The sequence below is a fragment of the Pseudomonas xanthosomatis genome, assembly GCF_019139835.1.
GTDB lineage: Bacteria > Pseudomonadota > Gammaproteobacteria > Pseudomonadales > Pseudomonadaceae > Aquipseudomonas > Aquipseudomonas fakonensis.
Genome location: NZ_CP077075.1, coordinates 527,603 through 543,206, shown reverse-complemented (window position 1 = coordinate 543,206; position 15,604 = coordinate 527,603). Strand labels below are relative to the sequence as shown.

The following is a 15,604-nucleotide window of genomic DNA, read 5'->3' as shown; positions in this document are numbered from 1 at the left end:
ATCAAAGCGACGAGTATTTCTTGCGCAGGCGCTGGCGAATCAGCTCGGCCAAGGTGTTCATGATGAACGTGAACATCAGCAGCACGAGGGCGGCGAGGAACAGCACACGATAGTGGCTGCCGCCGACTTCCGATTCAGGCATTTCCACGGCCACGTTGGCGGCCAGGGTGCGCATGCCCTCGAACAGGTTCAGTTCCATCACCGGGGTGTTGCCGGTGGCCATCAACACGATCATGGTCTCGCCCACCGCACGGCCCATGCCGATCATCAGCGCCGAGAAGATACCCGGGCTGGCGGTGAGGATGACCACGCGGGTCAGGGTCTGCCACGGCGTAGCGCCGAGTGCCAACGAGCCCAGGGTCAGGCTGCGCGGCACGCTGAACACAGCGTCTTCGGCGATCGAGTAGATGTTCGGGATGACCGCAAAGCCCATGGCGATGCCCACTACCAGGGCGTTGCGCTGGTCGTAGGTGATGCCCAGATCGTTGGTGATCCACAGGCGCATGTCGCCGCCGAAGAACCAGCTCTCCAGGAACGGGCTCATGGACAGAGCGAACCAGCCGATGGCCAGGATCACCGGGATCAGGATCGCCGCTTCCCAGCCGTCCGGGATACGCAGGCGGATCGACTCCGGCAGGCGGCTCCAGGCAAAACCCGCCACCAGGATGCCCACCGGCAGGATCAGCAGCAGGCTGAACACGCCCGGCAGGTGGCCCTCAAGATACGGTGCCAGGAACAGGCCGGCGAAGAAACCGAGGATCACCGTCGGCATCGCTTCCATCAGCTCGATCACCGGCTTGACCTTGCGGCGCATGCCCGGGGCCATGAAGTAGGCGGTGTAGATGGCGGCGGCAATCGCCAGCGGGGCGGCCAGAATCATCGCGTAGAACGCGGCCTTGAGCGTACCGAAGGTCAGCGGCGACAGGCTCAGCTTGGGTTCGAAGTCGGTGTTCGAGGCGGTCGACTGCCAAACGTACTTGGGCTCATCGTAGTTCTCGTACCAAACCTTGCCCCACAGCGCGCTGAAGGAGATTTCCGGGTGCGGGTTGCGCAGGCTCAGGGGCAGCAGCTTGCCACCCTCTTCGACGATGATGCGGTTGGCACGCGGCGACAGTGCCAGAATGCCTGCGCCTTCGGCGACCGGCTCTACCAGCAGGGTGCGGTGCGCGGTGCTGTGGAACACACCCAGCTTGCCTTCGCTGTCCAGGGCGATGAAGCCCTTGCGGCGCTCTTCGGCGTCGATCTGCACCACCGGAGCCTTGCCCAGCTGGAAGCTGCGGATCAGTTTCAGGCGTTGCTCGCCGTCCGGGTCACGGGCCATGAACCACTGGCTCAGGCCACCCTTGGAGTCACCGAAGATCAGCGAGATGCCGCCCACCAGCTGACCGCTGGCGGTGATTTCGGCGTTGCCGTCTTCGAGCAGCTTGTAGCGGCCGTTGAGGCTTTTTTCGCGCAGGCTGAACACGTCGGCGGTGGCGCGGCCGTTGACCACATACAGCCACTGCTGACGCGGGTCGATGAAGATGTTTTTTACCGTCTCGGTCATTTGCGGCAGGACGATGCGGTTCTGCTCGGTGGTCACCTCACCGGTCATCATGTTCTCGGTGCGCGACAGCTCGACCACCTGCAGTTGCGCGCCAGTGGAGCCGGCCAGCAGCAGGGTTTCTCCGTTGACGTTGACGCTGACGTGCTCCAGCGCGCGGCCTTCGTCACTCAGGGTGAACGGCGCCTGACCATAGGGGTAGTCGATACCCGCCTCGATGGTCTTCTTGTTGTCCGGGTAGGTGATCTTGTAGGTGTGGTGGAACACGATCGCCTGGCCGTTGGACAGGCCCAGCACCACCAGCGGGCTGCCCGGCTGGTCGCTGCCGATCGAGCTGACCTGGGTGCCGGCGGGCAGCGGCAGGTCGACGCGCTTGAGTTCGTTACCGGTCTTGGTATCGAAGAACAGGGCCTGGCCCTTGTCGGAAACACGCATGCCCACGAGGTTCTGCTCCTCGAGGGCGATCATCAGCGGCTTGCCGGCATCCTGCTGCAGCCAGGTCGGCTCCAGGGCCTTCTTGCTGGTGAGCGTGGCGCCCTGGAACAGCGGCAGCACCACATAGGCCAGGTAGAAGAAGATCAGCGTGATCGCTGCCAGCACGGCAAGCCCGCCCACCAGTACATACCAGCGGGTCAGGCGATCCTTGAGGGCGCGCATGCGGCGCTTGCGTTGCAACTCGGGCGTATTGAAATCAATGCGCACCGGAGGAGAATTTTGGGTCATGGTGGAGTTGGCCAGATCATTCATGCGCACACCCTAGCGGTCCCGTATGACAAAAACATGACAGTGCAGTGACGCAACAAAGCCCGACGCGCAGGTACCCTGGCCTCGGACTGACGAATTCGTGGAGAGGGGCCGGCGCATTGGCTGCCAGCCCCTTCCGGTTACTGCCTAATTACTTCTTTGCAACGTTGCCGGCGTGGGACAGGCCCAGGTCAGCCAGGGTCTTGTCGACCACTTTGGCAGGCAGCGGGATGTAGCCGTCTTTCACGACAACTTGCTGGCCGGCTTGCGACAGCACCAGCTTGACGAACTCGGCTTCCAGCGGGGCCAGAGGCTTGTTCGGCGCCTTGTTGACGTAGACGTACAGGAAGCGCGACAGCGGGTAGGTGCCGTTCAGGGCGTTGGCTTCGTTGTCTTCGATGAACTCGCCGCCTTCTTTCTTGGCCAGGGCGACGGTCTTGACCGAAGCGGTCTTGTAGCCGATGCCCGAGTAGCCGATGCCGTTCAGCGAGGAGCTGATCGACTGCACGACCGAAGCCGAGCCAGGCTGTTCGTTGACGTTAGGCTTGAAGTCGCCTTTGCACAGGGCTTCTTCCTTGAAGTAGCCGTAGGTGCCCGATACCGAGTTGCGGCCGAACAGCTGGATTGGCTTGTTGGCCAGGTCGCCCTTCACGCCAACGTCGCCCCAGGTCTTGATTTCAGCCCTGCCACCGCACAGGCGGGTGGAGGAGAAGATCGCGTCGACCTGAGCCATGGTCAGGCCTTTGATCGGGTTATCCTTGTGCACGAAGACAGCCAGGGCGTCAACGGCAACCGGGATGGCGGTAGGCTTGTAGCCGTACTTCTGCTCGAAGGCCTGCAGCTCGACGTCCTTCATCTTGCGGCTCATCGGGCCTAGGTTGGCGGTGCCTTCGGTCAGGGCGGGTGGCGCGGTGGACGAGCCGGCAGCCTGGATCTGGATGTTTACGTTCGGATATTCCTTCTTGTAGGCCTCGGCCCACAGGGTCATCAGGTTCGCGAGGGTGTCGGAACCGACGCTGGAGAGGTTACCCGATACACCGGTGGTCTTGGTGTAGGTCGGGATTGCTGGGTCGACAGCGGCGACCGCATTGGCGGTGGCAACGCCAGCGGCGGCAAAGGTCAGGGCCGCCATCAAACGCTTCAGTTTCATGCCTTGCTCCTAGCAGGAATATCGTAGGGGTTGTGATGGAACGGGCCCAAGTATCAGCAGGCCGCATGAACACGATATGACTCGAATGTGACAATTGGATGAAAGGCCATCACCGGTAGTCGGGGATGGCCTTTGCAGGATGTTTCAGGAGGGACGCACCGCCTCACGGGGAAACGGTTGCGTGGGCTTCTAGCGCTTTTTCGCCAGCAGATAGACCCCCACCAACAACCCCAGCGCGCACAGGCACGCCACGTAATACGCCGGCGCCATCGGGCTGACCTTGAGCAGCCCGGTAACCACCATCGGGGTCAGGCCGCCGAAGATGGCGTAGGCCAGGTTGTAGGAGAACGACAGGCCGCTGAAGCGCACCACCGCCGGGAACGCCTTGACCATCACGTAGGGCACCGCGCCGATCACGCCCACGCACAGGCCGGTCACGGCGTACAGCGGGAACAGCAGGTCCGGGCGGGTCGGCAGGCTGTGGTAGAAGCTCCACGAGCTTGCCAGCAGCAGCAAGCTGCCAACCACAAACACCCGGCCAGCGCCAAAGCGGTCGGCCAGGCTGCCAGCGGTGATGCAACCGACGCTCAGCAGCACGATGGCCAGGCTGTTGGCCTTGAGCGAGTCGGTGGGGCTGATGTGGTAGAGGCTCTGCAGCAACGCCGGGGTCATCAGGATCACTACCACGATGCCGGCCGACAGCAGCCAGGTCAGCAGCATCGACAGGATCACCGCGCCGCGGTGGTCACGCAGCACCGCACGCAGCGGCAGCTCTTCGGCCAGGGCCTTGCGCTGCTGCATTTCGGCGAACACCGGGGTTTCGTGCAGCCAGCGGCGCAGGTACACCGAGAACAAACCGAACACCCCGCCCATCAGGAACGGGATACGCCAGGCATAGTCGGCCACTTCTTCGGGGGTGTAGACCGTGTTGATCAGCGTGGCCACCATCGAGCCCAGCAAAATGCCCGAGGTCAGGCCGGCGGTCAGGGTGCCGCAGGCGTAACCGGTGTTGCGCGCCGGCACGTGCTCGGAGACGAACACCCAGGCGCCCGGCACCTCGCCGCCAATGGCCGCGCCCTGGATGACGCGCATCAGCAGCAGCAGAATCGGCGCCCACAGGCCGATCTGTGCATAAGTCGGCAGCAGGCCCATCACCAGGGTCGGCAGGGCCATCATGAAGATGCTCAGAGTGAACATCTTCTTGCGCCCCAGCAGGTCGCCGAAGTGGGCCATGACGATGCCGCCCAGTGGCCGCGCCAGGTAGCCGGCGGCGAAGATGCCGAAGGTCTGCATCAGGCGCAGCCACTCGGGCATGTCGGCGGGGAAGAACAGTTTGCCGACTACCGTTGCGAAGAACACGAAGATGATGAAGTCGTAGAACTCCAGCGCACCGCCCAGGGCAGACAGCGAAAGGGTCTTGTAGTCACTGCGGGTCAGCGGCCGGGAAGGCTGCTCGATACTGCTGGGCACGGAGGTCATCGACGTTCTCTTGTTGGAGTGCAGGCCGCTTGGGGTGCGGCTTCTGGAATGTTCAGGCGGTGAAGATAACAAATTGCAAAGTGCAGCCGATAGCATACAAAGTCCGTACAGATATTCACCAATGCACGGTCGTCGCTGGCTGTGATGGTCTATATACTGGCCGTTCGTAGAAAAAGGTTGCGTTTATCACGGGATGTTGTGCGAAAACGTAAGTCAGTACTGTCAGACTGTTTCGCAGAGTCTCCCTTTGGCCGCCCCCGAAGCGACGTCAGTGTTCGGCTGAAGCGTTTTCACGGCGTCCTCCACTGCGCCACCAACGAAGCGTCACGGGTCAGAGGCCCCACGGCATGATTGAGCTCGAACAAGAAGATCCTATCCCGCAGGGCGACCTGGCCCTGCAGATCACCGCGCTGCCGCGCGAGACCAACGGCTTCGGCGATATCTTCGGCGGCTGGCTGGTCGCCCAGATGGACCTGGCCGGCACCGCCATGGCCAGCCGCGTCGCCGGTGGCCGGGTGGCCACGGTGGCCATCGACCGCATGGCCTTTTTGGTACCGGTGGCGGTGGGCGCGCAGCTTTCGTTCTATACCCAGACCCTGGAAATCGGCCGCAGCTCGATCCAGATGATGGTCGAGGTGTGGAGCGACGACCCGCTGTCCAGCGAATGGCGCAAGGTCACCGAGGCGGTGTTCGTGTTCGTCGCCATCGACGGCAGTGGCCGCACCCGTTCGGTGCCTCGTCGCTGAGAAAGCCGCGCGGTAAACTCGTTGCCTGGCATGGGGTCCAACGCCTCACTGCAACCTTTGAGACGAGCGCATGGTTATCCCACGGATCGAAACCGAACAACACGGCGAGCTGAACTGCTGGCGCCTGACCACCGCCCACGCCGAGCTGCTGATCGCCCAGCAGGGCGCGCAGATTCTCAGTTATCAGCGCGTGGGCGAGCCACCGCTGCTGTGGCTGAGCGAAGACGCCATCTTCCGCCAGGGCAAGTCGGTACGTGCCGGCGTGCCGGTGTGCTGGCCCTGGTTCGGCAACCTGCAACGCAACCCTGAGCCGGTACAGGCCATGTACAGCGGCAGCGAAGCGCCGGCGCATGGCCTGGCCCGTACCCGCGACTGGCAACTGTTGGCTGCCGACCAGCAAGGCGAGAGCCTGAGCGTGACCTTCACCCTGCCCCAGGCACAGGGCCAACTGCCGGACTGGGCCCACAACGTGGCCCTGACCCTGCAGGTAGAGCTGGCAAGCGACCTGAAGCTGACCCTCACCAGCCACAACCAGGGCGACAGCCCGGTGACCATCAGCCAGGCCCTGCACAGCTACTTTGCCGTCAGCGACGTGCGCCAGGTGCAGGTGGAAGGGGTCGAGGGGCTCAGCTACATCGAGACCCTGGCCGACTGGCAGCAGCGCCAGCAGCAAGGCGCGCTGGGCTTTGCCGGCGAGACCGACCGGATCTACCTCGATACCCCGCAAACCTTGAGCATCGATGACCCGCACTGGCAGCGGCGCATCACCCTGACCAGCAGCGGTTCGCGCTCGGCGGTGATCTGGAACCCCTGGACCGAACGGGCCAGGGAACTGGCCGACATGGCCGACGACGGCTGGCAGCGCATGCTGTGCATCGAGACGGCGAATGTGTGGGATGACGTGGTGGAGCTCAAGCCTGGGGCCAGCCACGCCTTGGGGCTCAGCATTGGCAGTGAAATGCTCTAAGCCATGGTTTGCTGCACCGGCCTCTTCGCGGGCAAGCCCGCTCCCACAGGTTGATCACTGCCTTCGGGCCTGTGCATAACCTGTGGGAGCGGGCTTGCCCGCTAAGAGGTCGGTAAAGCATCACAGGTCGGCGTCTTCCACCACCCTCACCTTCCCGGCATCCAGCGCGTACGCTGCATCGGCCAAATCATTGCTGACCTTCTCCACCTTCAACTGCCCGGTAACCCACAGCGGCGTGTAGATGTCGTCGATCTTCAGCCCCTTGGGGTAGCGCACCAGCACCAGCTGGTTCGGCGGCGGCGGCGGCACGTGGATGCACGCCCCCGGGTAGGGCACCAGGAAGAACAGCGTGCTGTTGCCCTTGGCGTCGCTTTCCAGCGGCACCGGGTAACCGCCCAGGCGGATCTGCTTGCCGTTCATGGCAGCCACGGTCTTGGTCGAGTACATCACCGCCGGCAAGCCCTTGCTCTGCTTCAAGCCACCCTTGTCGGTGAACGTACCCATGGCTTCCGGGGAGTTGTGGTCGATTTCGGGCATCTGCTCGAGGGCCTTCTGGTCCGACTTGGGCATCAGCTCCAGCCAGTCGGTTTCGGGCAGTTCGGCATGGGCAAGGGTGCTGGCCAGCAGCAGGGGAATGAGAAATAACGCTCGCATGAAAAATGCTCGGCAACTCAGGATTGAATTGCCGGGCATTCTAGCCTGTGTTCAGTTCTTCTTGATGAAGCCGTAGATCACCAACAGCAGGATGGCGCCCACCAGGGCCCCGAAGAAGCCCGCGGCCTGCCCCGCCTGGTAGATGCCCAGCGCCTGCCCGCCATAGGTGGCGACCAAAGAGCCTGCGATACCGAGCAGGATGGTCATGATCCAGCCCATGCTGTCGTCGCCCGGTTTCAGGAAACGCGCCAGCAGGCCGACGATCAGGCCGATGAAGATGGTTCCAATGATGCCCATGGCAATCCCTCGATAATTGAAGATGGAACACGCCAAAGCCTAGACAGCGCTTTGGCGAGTTGCCATTTCAGAGGGCTACAGACCGACAGAAGTTCGATCAGCCGGCGATCAACGCCTCTACTTCGGCGATCTTGGCCTTGAGGGTGGCCATATCCTGGCAACGCAGGGTGGCGTGGCCAACCTTGCGCCCAAGCTTGAACGCCTTGCCGTAGTGGTGCAGGTGGCAGCCGTCGATGGCCACGACCTTGTCCACCGCCGGCACTTCGCCGATGAAGTTGAGCATGGCGCTCTCGCCGACCTTGGCGGTCGAGCCCAGCGGCAGGCCGGCAACGGCGCGCAGGTGGTTCTCGAACTGGCTGCACTCGGCGCCTTCGATGGTCCAGTGCCCGGAGTTGTGCACCCGCGGGGCGATCTCGTTGGCCTTCAGGCCACCGTCCACCTCGAAGAACTCGAAGGCCATCACGCCAACGTAGTCCAGTTGCTTGAGCACACGGCCGACGTAGTCTTCGGCCAGGGCCTGCAGCGGGTGCGCGTCGCTTGCCACCGACAGCTTGAGAATGCCGCTGTCGTGGGTGTTGTGCACCAGCGGGTAGAAGCGGGTTTCGCCATCGCGGGCACGCACGGCCACCAGCGACACTTCGCCGGTGAACGGCACGAAGCCTTCAAGCAGGCACGGCACGCTGCCCAGCTCGGCGAAGGTGTCGACCACATCTTCCGGCTTGCGCAACACCTTCTGGCCCTTGCCGTCGTAACCCAGGGTGCGGGTTTTCAGCACGGCCGGCAGGCCGATGCTGGCCACTGCGGCGTCCAGGTCGGCTTGCGAGAGGATGTCGGCAAAGGCCGGGGTGGGGATGCCCAGGTCGCGGAACATGCTCTTTTCGAACAAGCGGTCGCGGGCGATGCGCAGGGCTTCGGCGCTGGGGTACACCGGCACGAACTGCGAAAGGAAGGCGACGGTCTCGGCCGGCACGCTTTCGAACTCGAAGGTTACCAGGTCGACTTCGTCGGCCAGCTGGCGCAGGTGGCCCTGGTCACCGTAGTCGGCGCGCAGGTGCTCGCCCAAGGGCGCTGCGCAGGCGTCCGGCGCCGGGTCGAGGAAGGCGAAGTTCATGCCCAGCGGGGTGCCCGCCAAGGCCAGCATGCGGCCCAGCTGGCCACCACCGATTACACCGATCTTCATAAAGTCAGCCTCAAGCCTGGCGCGGGTCTGGATTGTCCAGCACGGTGTCGGTCTGCTCGGTGCGGAACTGCTTGAGCGCCGCGTGATACTGCGGGTACTTGGCACCGAGGATGCTCGCCGACAGCAAGGCGGCGTTGATCGCACCGGCCCGGCCGATGGCCAGGGTGGCGACCGGTACGCCGGCCGGCATCTGCACGATCGACAGCAGCGAATCGACGCCCGACAGCATCGACGACTGCACCGGTACGCCCAGCACCGGCAGGTGGGTCTTGGCGGCGCACATGCCAGGCAGATGGGCGGCGCCACCGGCACCGGCGATGATCACCTCGATGCCGCGGCCTTCGGCCTCTTCGGCGTACTGGAACAGCAGGTCCGGGGTGCGGTGGGCGGAAACCACCTTCACTTCGTAGGGAATGCCGAGTTTTTCCAGCATATCGGCGGTGTGGCTAAGGGTGGACCAATCGGACTTGGAGCCCATGATCACGCCAACCAGTGCACTCATCGTCGAGCCTCTTCGCTTGTGCGCCCGCAGGCGCGTCAAAAAACAACAAGCCACGCGGGACGACCGGCGTGGCTTGTTTGCTGATCCGGACCGGAGCAGTCCGGTCGAAAGGCCGCGCAGTATAGCGTAACGCGACGCCGTCACGGCACCCCCGGCGACCAACTGTCGGCCTTATTTTTCGGGGGTTTGGCTGACTTTGGAGTCAACTGCCGCCGGCCCGCCTTCGAGCTTGCGCCACAACAGCCGCACATTGGCCTTGCGCACCAGCGCGCAGCGGTACAGGCGGATTTCCAGCGGCACATGCCACTGGCTACCACCGCAGATCACCAGCTCGCCGCGCTCCAGCTCGCCGCGCATCGACAACCGCGGCACCCAGGCGATGCCCATGCCTTCGAGCGCCATGCTCTTGAGGCTGTCGGCCATGGCTGTTTCATACACAGTGGTATAGCGCAGGTTGCGCTGGCGCAGCAGCAGGTTGACCGAGCGCCCGAGGAAGGCCCCGGCGCTGTAGGCCAGCAGCGGCACGCTGCCCTCGCCTTCCAGGTCGAACATCGGCTTGCCGTCGGCACCCACCGCGCACACCGGCAGCATCTCGGTGGTGCCCATGTGCAGCGACGGGAAGATCTCGGCGTCCATCTGCAGCGCCGCGTCCGGGTCATAGAACGCCAGCATCAGGTCGCAGCCACCCTCACGCAGGGCGTGCACGGCATCCCCTACGTTAGTCGCAACCAGGCGCGTGGCGATGTTCAAACCGTCGTTGCGCAACTGCGCCACCCACCGCGGGAAAAACCCCGATGCCAGCGAGTGCGCCGCCGCCACCTGGATAACTTCGCCCTGGCCGCCTTCAAGATGATGCAAATGGCGGAGAACTTCGCTCAACTGGTCGACAACGGTGCGCGCGGTGACGAGAAACAGCTGCCCGGCCTCGGTCAGTTCGATCGGTGTGCGCGAGCGGTTGACCAGGGTCAGCCCCAACGCTGCCTCAAGGCTGCGAATACGCCGGCTGAAGGCCGGCTGGGTGACGAAACGACGCTCCGCAGCCTGCGAAAAACTGCGCGTGGAAGCCAAGGCACTGAAGTCCTCCAGCCATTTGCTTTCGAGGTTCATCGACTACTCCGCAACGCGTGCACCAAAATGGAACACGCTCGATTGTCAATCGGCGTCACACCAAACCGTATGCCGTTTGTGCATAGGTTAGCGTGCAACAGCATTGGCCGCAAAATCGGCTTAAGGCCTAGGATTGGCGCCATTCCGGCATGTGCCGGGTCAAAATCGAGATGATATCCATCATGTCCTCCGCTGCATCGTTCCGCGTCGAAAAAGATCTGCTTGGCACCCTTGAAGTCCCTGCCGATGCCTACTACGGCATCCAGACCCTGCGCGCTGCCAACAACTTCCACCTCTCCGGCGTTCCGCTGTCGCACTACCCGAAACTGGTAGTGGGCCTGGCGATGGTCAAGCAGGCTGCTGCTGACGCCAACCGTGAGCTGGGGCACCTGAGCGATGCCAAGCATGCTGCCATCAGCGCAGCCTGCGGGCGCCTGATCAAAGGCGACTACCACGAGCAGTTCGTCGTGGACATGATTCAAGGCGGTGCTGGTACTTCCACCAACATGAACGCCAACGAAGTCATTGCCAACATCGCGCTGGAGGCCATGGGCCACCAGAAGGGTGAGTACCAGTACCTGCACCCGAACAACGACGTGAACATGGCGCAGTCGACCAACGACGCCTACCCGACCGCCATCCGCCTGGGCCTGCTGCTGGGCCACGACGCCCTGCTGGCCAGCCTCGAAAGCCTGATCCAGGCCTTCGCTGCCAAAGGTAAAGAGTTCGACCACGTTCTGAAGATGGGCCGCACCCAGCTGCAGGACGCCGTGCCGATGACCCTGGGCCAGGAATTCCGCGCCTTCGCCACCACCATGACCGAAGACCTGCAGCGCCTGCGCTCGCTGGCCCCGGAACTTTTGACCGAAATCAACCTGGGCGGCACCGCCATCGGTACCGGCATCAACGCAGACCCGGGCTACCAGGCCCTGGCCGTGCAGCGCCTGGCCACCATCAGCGGCCAGCCGCTGGTCCCGGCTGCCGACCTGATCGAAGCCACCTCCGACATGGGCGCCTTCGTGCTGTTCTCCGGCATGCTCAAGCGTACCGCGGTCAAGCTGTCGAAGATCTGCAACGACCTGCGTTTGCTGTCCAGCGGCCCGCGCACCGGCATCAACGAGATCAACCTGCCGGCGCGCCAGCCAGGCAGCTCGATCATGCCAGGCAAGGTCAACCCGGTTATCCCTGAGGCCGTCAACCAGGTGGCCTTCGCCATCATGGGCAACGACCTGGCCCTGACCGTCGCCGCCGAAGGTGGCCAACTGCAGCTGAACGTGATGGAGCCGCTGATCGCCTACAAGATCTTCGACTCGATCCGCCTGCTGCAACGCGCCATGGACATGCTGCGCGAGCACTGCATCGTCGGCATCACTGCCAACGAACAGCGCTGCCGTGAACTGGTCGAGCACTCGATCGGCCTGGTCACCGCCCTGAACCCTTACATCGGCTACGAAAACGCCACCCGTATCGCCCGCGTCGCCCTGGAAACCGGCCGCGGCGTGCTGGAACTGGTGCGCGAGGAGAAGCTGCTGGACGAAGCGATGCTCAACGACATCCTGCGCCCGGAAAACATGATCGCTCCACGTCTGGTTCCGCTGAAGGCGTAACCCGGCCGCTGCAAACAGTCTCACCAGGTCGAGGGACTAGACACCTCTCAGCCTTTCAAGGGCCCGAGCGCACGCTACGGGCCCTTTTTTTATGCCTGCCAGCACCGGCCTGGAGGTCACGCGCCCCCTGCAGGAGCCGGCTTGCCGGCGACAGGGCCGGTACACCCGGCACAAAGCCTTGACTCCCCCGCCCGGCACACAACTTGCTCCATAATGCCCCTCAGCCCAACGGGACACCGAGCATGCTGCACAGCCACCTCACCACCCTCAACGCGGTATCGCTGATCCTCAAGGTGTTCCAGGAGGACGGCGTGGCCGCGCAGCAGATGCTCGCCGGCAGCGGCATAGGCCCGGCCGACCTGGGCCACAGCGATGCCCGCATCACCACCCAGCAGGAGCTGCAGGTGTGCGCCAACGCCGTGGCCCGGCGCGAGGACATCGGCCTGGAACTGGGCCGGCGCATGCATGTGTCGTGCTACGGCATGCTCGGTTACGCGCTGCTTTCCAGTGCCACTTTGGGTGACGCCCTGCGCCTGGCGCTGCAGTTTCCGGCACTGCTGGGAACAGTCTTTCAGCTGCGCCTGGTGGATGACGGCCAGCGGGTCTGGCTCAGCGCCAGCGAGCATTACGACGCACCGGCGCTGGCGGCCTTCAATGCCGAGTTCTGCCTGGTGTCGCTGAAAGTCATATGCGACGACCTGCTCGGCCGCCCGCTGCCCCTGCTGGCAGCGCGCTTCGAACATGCCCGCCCGGGCTACCACGCGCTCTACGCCGGTGCATTCCAGTGCCCGCTGGGCTTTGAGGCAGGTGACAACGCCTTTGCCTTCGAACGGCGCTGGCTGGACATGCCGCTGCCGCTGGCCGACCCCATCACCCACAAAGCCATGAGCGAACGCTGCCGGCGCCTGAACCTGGAGTTCACCGGGCGCCAGGCGTGGCTTGGGCGCATTCGCCAGTTGCTGCTGCAGCAGCTGGATGCCGCGCCCGGGCTTGAGGGGCTGGCGCGGCAGATGAACTGCTCGTCACGCACCTTGCGCCGGCATTTGCAGGCGCTGGGCAGCAGTTATCAACAGCTGCTGGACGAGCTGCGCTTCGAGCGGGCCAAGCAGCTGCTGGCCGAGGACCAGATGCCGATCTACCGGATTGCCGAAACCCTGGGGTTCAGCGAGACGGCAAGCTTCAGGCATGCCTTCCAGCGGTGGAGTGGCGTGGCGCCGAGCCATTTTCGCGGTTGACCTGTTCCGGCCCTATCGCGGGCAAGCCCGCTCCCGCAGGTTCTGCGCAGCAATGAAGGCTGAGGTAATCCTGTGGGAGCGGGCTTGCCCGCGAAGAGGCCGGAACAGGATGTACTTGGCCATATTTATCCCCTTTTGGCCGTTTGCAACGTCCCCCGGTAGTCCGGCCGCCCAGCAGAATGGGCCCACGCCAGTGATTACCCGGAGAACAACAAATGCTGACGATCTATTCCGATGACCACCGCCTGCACCACGGCCGCTGCGAGCTGATCGACGGCCAGCTGATGCCTTGCTTCGAGATGCCCTCGCGCGCCGATCATGTGCTCGAGCAGGTGAAAAAGCGCAACCTCGGCGAAGTCCAGGGCCCCACCGACTTTGGCCGCGCCCCGCTGCAGCGCATCCACAGCGCCGACTACCTGAACTTCTTCGAAGGCGCCTGGGCGCGCTGGGCCGCACTGGGCCATGACGGCGACCTGCTGCCCTTCACCTGGCCGGCGCGCACCCTGCGCCAGGTCAAGCCCACCGGCCTGCATGGCGAGCTGGGCTACTACAGCTTCGACGCCGGCGCACCGATCACCGCCGGCACCTGGCAGGCCGCCTACAGCGCGGCGCAAGTGGCGCTGACCGCCCAGGCCGCCATCCAGCAAGGCGCCCATTCGGCCTTCGCCCTGTGCCGCCCGCCGGGGCACCATGCCGCCGCCGAAGTGATGGGCGGCTACTGCTACCTGAACAACGCCGCCATCGCCGCCCAGGCCTTCCTCGACCAGGGCAGACGCAAGGTGGCCATCCTCGATGTCGACTACCACCACGGCAACGGCACCCAGGACATCTTCTATACCCGCAACGATGTGTTCTTCGCCTCGATCCACGGCGACCCGCAGGACGAGTTCCCGTTCTTCCTCGGTTACGCCGATGAGCTCGGCGAGGGCGCAGGCGCTGGCTACAACATCAACTACCCGCTGCCGGCCGGCAGCGACTGGGCTGCCTGGAGCAACGCACTGGAACAGGCCTGCCAGCGCATCGACGCCTATGACGCCGAGGTGCTGGTGGTGTCCCTGGGCGTGGACACCTTCAAAGACGACCCCATCTCGCAATTCAAGCTCGACAGCCCCGACTACCTGGAGATGGGCAAACGCATCGCCCAGCTCGGCAAGCCGACCCTGTTCGTGATGGAAGGCGGCTACGCTGTGGAAGAAATCGGCATCAACGCGGTCAATGTGCTGGAAGGCTTCCAGCGCGCCCAGCCAGGAGCCTGAACATGGTCCGCATCAAACGTCTGCTCGCCCCGCTCGTCGCCGCCAGCCTGCTGGCCGGCGCCCTCAACGCCCATGCCGAACAGCGCACCCTGCGGGTGTACAACTGGTTCGACTACATCACCCCGCAAACCCTCACCGCCTTCCAGAAGGACAGCGGGGTCAAGCTGGTATACGACATCTTCGACACCAACGAGGCGCTGGAGGCCAAGCTTTTGACCGGCAATTCCGGCTACGACGTGGTGGTGCCGTCCAATGTGTTCCTCGCCAAGCAGATCGAGGCCGGGGTATTCCAGCCGCTGGACCGCAGCAAGCTGCCCAACTGGCAGCACCTGGACCCGGCGCTGATGAAGCTGATCGAGGCCAACGACCCGGGCAACAAGTTTGCCGTGCCGTACATGTACGGTACCGTGCTGATCGGCTTCAACCCGGCCAAGGTAAAGGCGGCCCTGGGCGAAAATGCGCCGGTGGACAGCTGGGACCTGATCTTCAAGGAAGAGAACATCGCCAAGCTCAAGCAGTGCGGCGTGGCCCTGCTCGACTCGCCGTCGGAGATTTTGCCGCTGGCGCTTTCATACCTGGGCCTGGACCCCAACAGCGGTAAACCGGCGGACTACCAGAAAGCCCAGGACCTGCTGCTGAAGATTCGCCCGCACGTCACCTACTTCCACTCCTCCAAGTACATGGCCGACATCGCCAACGGCGACATCTGCGTGGCGGTGGGCTACTCGGGCAGCTTCTCCCAGGCCGCCAACCGGGCCAAGGAGGCGAACAACGGCGTGGTAGTGGACATGCGCCTGCCCAAGGAAGGCGCGCCGATCTGGTTCGACATGCTGGCAATCCCGAAAAACGCCGCCAACCCCGAGGATGCGCATACCTTCATCAACTACCTGCTGCGCCCTGAAGTGATCGCGCCGATCAGCGACTTCGTCGGCTACCCGAACCCGAACAAGGACGCCACCGACAAGGTCAGCCCGGCGATCCGCAACAACCCCAACCTGTACCCGACTGCCGAGGCGATGGCCAAGCTGTACACCCTCAAGCCGCTGCCGCGGGATGCCGAGCGGGCGCGCACCCGGGCCTGGACCAAGATCAAGTCCGGGACCTGAGGCGCCTTCTTCGCGGTGGTCCGGCACTCCG

General features: G+C 64.1%; 14 protein-coding genes. 6 read left to right on the top strand and 8 right to left on the bottom strand.

The features are described 5' to 3' along the window. Position 1 precedes the first annotated feature (1 nt). The 3 genes from KSS93_RS02355 to KSS93_RS02345 form a co-directional block, all read right to left on the bottom strand. A complete protein-coding gene (locus KSS93_RS02355; protein WP_217886997.1) occupies positions 2–2,290 on the bottom strand; it encodes an ABC transporter permease subunit in 2,289 nt (762 codons plus the stop codon). Positions 2,291–2,438: 148 nt separating this feature from the next. Beyond that, entirely contained in the window at positions 2,439–3,437 is a 999-nt protein-coding gene (locus KSS93_RS02350; protein WP_217886996.1) for a phosphate ABC transporter substrate-binding protein PstS, read from the bottom strand. A 189-nt stretch (positions 3,438–3,626) separates the two neighbouring features. After that, positions 3,627–4,916, bottom strand: coding sequence for an MFS transporter (locus KSS93_RS02345; RefSeq protein WP_217886995.1), 1,290 nt, complete (start codon positions 4,914–4,916; stop codon positions 3,627–3,629). 347 nt (positions 4,917–5,263) lie between these two features. Between KSS93_RS02345 and KSS93_RS02340 the strand changes: the two genes are divergently transcribed. Both KSS93_RS02340 and KSS93_RS02335 read left to right on the top strand, forming a co-directional pair. Next, complete coding sequence (locus KSS93_RS02340; protein ID WP_003253317.1) at positions 5,264–5,662, top strand: acyl-CoA thioesterase; 399 nt, start codon at positions 5,264–5,266, stop codon at positions 5,660–5,662. Positions 5,663–5,732: 70 nt separating this feature from the next. Beyond that, positions 5,733–6,629 (top strand): D-hexose-6-phosphate mutarotase, encoded by an 897-nt coding sequence (locus KSS93_RS02335; RefSeq protein WP_217886994.1) that lies wholly within the window; start codon positions 5,733–5,735, stop codon positions 6,627–6,629. 120 nt (positions 6,630–6,749) lie between these two features. Here the strand turns inward: KSS93_RS02335 and KSS93_RS02330 are convergent, their stop codons facing one another. The 5 genes from KSS93_RS02330 to KSS93_RS02310 all read right to left on the bottom strand — a co-directional run bounded on the left by KSS93_RS02330 (position 6,750) and on the right by KSS93_RS02310 (position 10,369). Continuing rightward, positions 6,750–7,283, bottom strand: coding sequence for a DUF3299 domain-containing protein (locus KSS93_RS02330; RefSeq protein ID WP_217841007.1), 534 nt, complete (start codon positions 7,281–7,283; stop codon positions 6,750–6,752). A 51-nt stretch (positions 7,284–7,334) separates the two neighbouring features. Beyond that, a complete protein-coding gene (locus KSS93_RS02325) occupies positions 7,335–7,580 on the bottom strand; it encodes a GlsB/YeaQ/YmgE family stress response membrane protein (protein ID WP_217886993.1) in 246 nt (81 codons plus the stop codon). Positions 7,581–7,677: 97 nt separating this feature from the next. Then, positions 7,678–8,760 (bottom strand): 5-(carboxyamino)imidazole ribonucleotide synthase, encoded by a 1,083-nt coding sequence (locus KSS93_RS02320; protein WP_217886992.1) that lies wholly within the window; start codon positions 8,758–8,760, stop codon positions 7,678–7,680. Between the two features lie 10 nt (positions 8,761–8,770). Then, a complete protein-coding gene (purE, locus tag KSS93_RS02315; RefSeq protein ID WP_016489856.1) occupies positions 8,771–9,262 on the bottom strand; it encodes a 5-(carboxyamino)imidazole ribonucleotide mutase in 492 nt (163 codons plus the stop codon). A 171-nt stretch (positions 9,263–9,433) separates the two neighbouring features. Continuing rightward, positions 9,434–10,369: a LysR substrate-binding domain-containing protein gene (locus KSS93_RS02310; protein WP_217841009.1), complete on the bottom strand. Its 936-nt coding sequence runs from the start codon at positions 10,367–10,369 to the stop codon at positions 9,434–9,436. Positions 10,370–10,551: 182 nt separating this feature from the next. Between KSS93_RS02310 and aspA the strand changes: the two genes are divergently transcribed. The 4 genes from aspA (at position 10,552) to KSS93_RS02290 (ending at position 15,573) form a co-directional block, all read left to right on the top strand. Continuing rightward, a complete protein-coding gene (gene aspA / locus KSS93_RS02305; RefSeq protein ID WP_217886991.1) occupies positions 10,552–11,976 on the top strand; it encodes an aspartate ammonia-lyase in 1,425 nt (474 codons plus the stop codon). A gap of 242 nt (positions 11,977–12,218) precedes the next feature. After that, positions 12,219–13,211, top strand: coding sequence for an AraC family transcriptional regulator (locus KSS93_RS02300; RefSeq protein WP_217886990.1), 993 nt, complete (start codon positions 12,219–12,221; stop codon positions 13,209–13,211). A gap of 215 nt (positions 13,212–13,426) precedes the next feature. After that, complete coding sequence (locus KSS93_RS02295; protein WP_217886989.1) at positions 13,427–14,467, top strand: histone deacetylase family protein; 1,041 nt, start codon at positions 13,427–13,429, stop codon at positions 14,465–14,467. A gap of 2 nt (positions 14,468–14,469) precedes the next feature. Beyond that, positions 14,470–15,573 (top strand): extracellular solute-binding protein, encoded by a 1,104-nt coding sequence (locus tag KSS93_RS02290; RefSeq protein ID WP_217886988.1) that lies wholly within the window; start codon positions 14,470–14,472, stop codon positions 15,571–15,573. Positions 15,574–15,604: the final 31 nt, after the last annotated feature.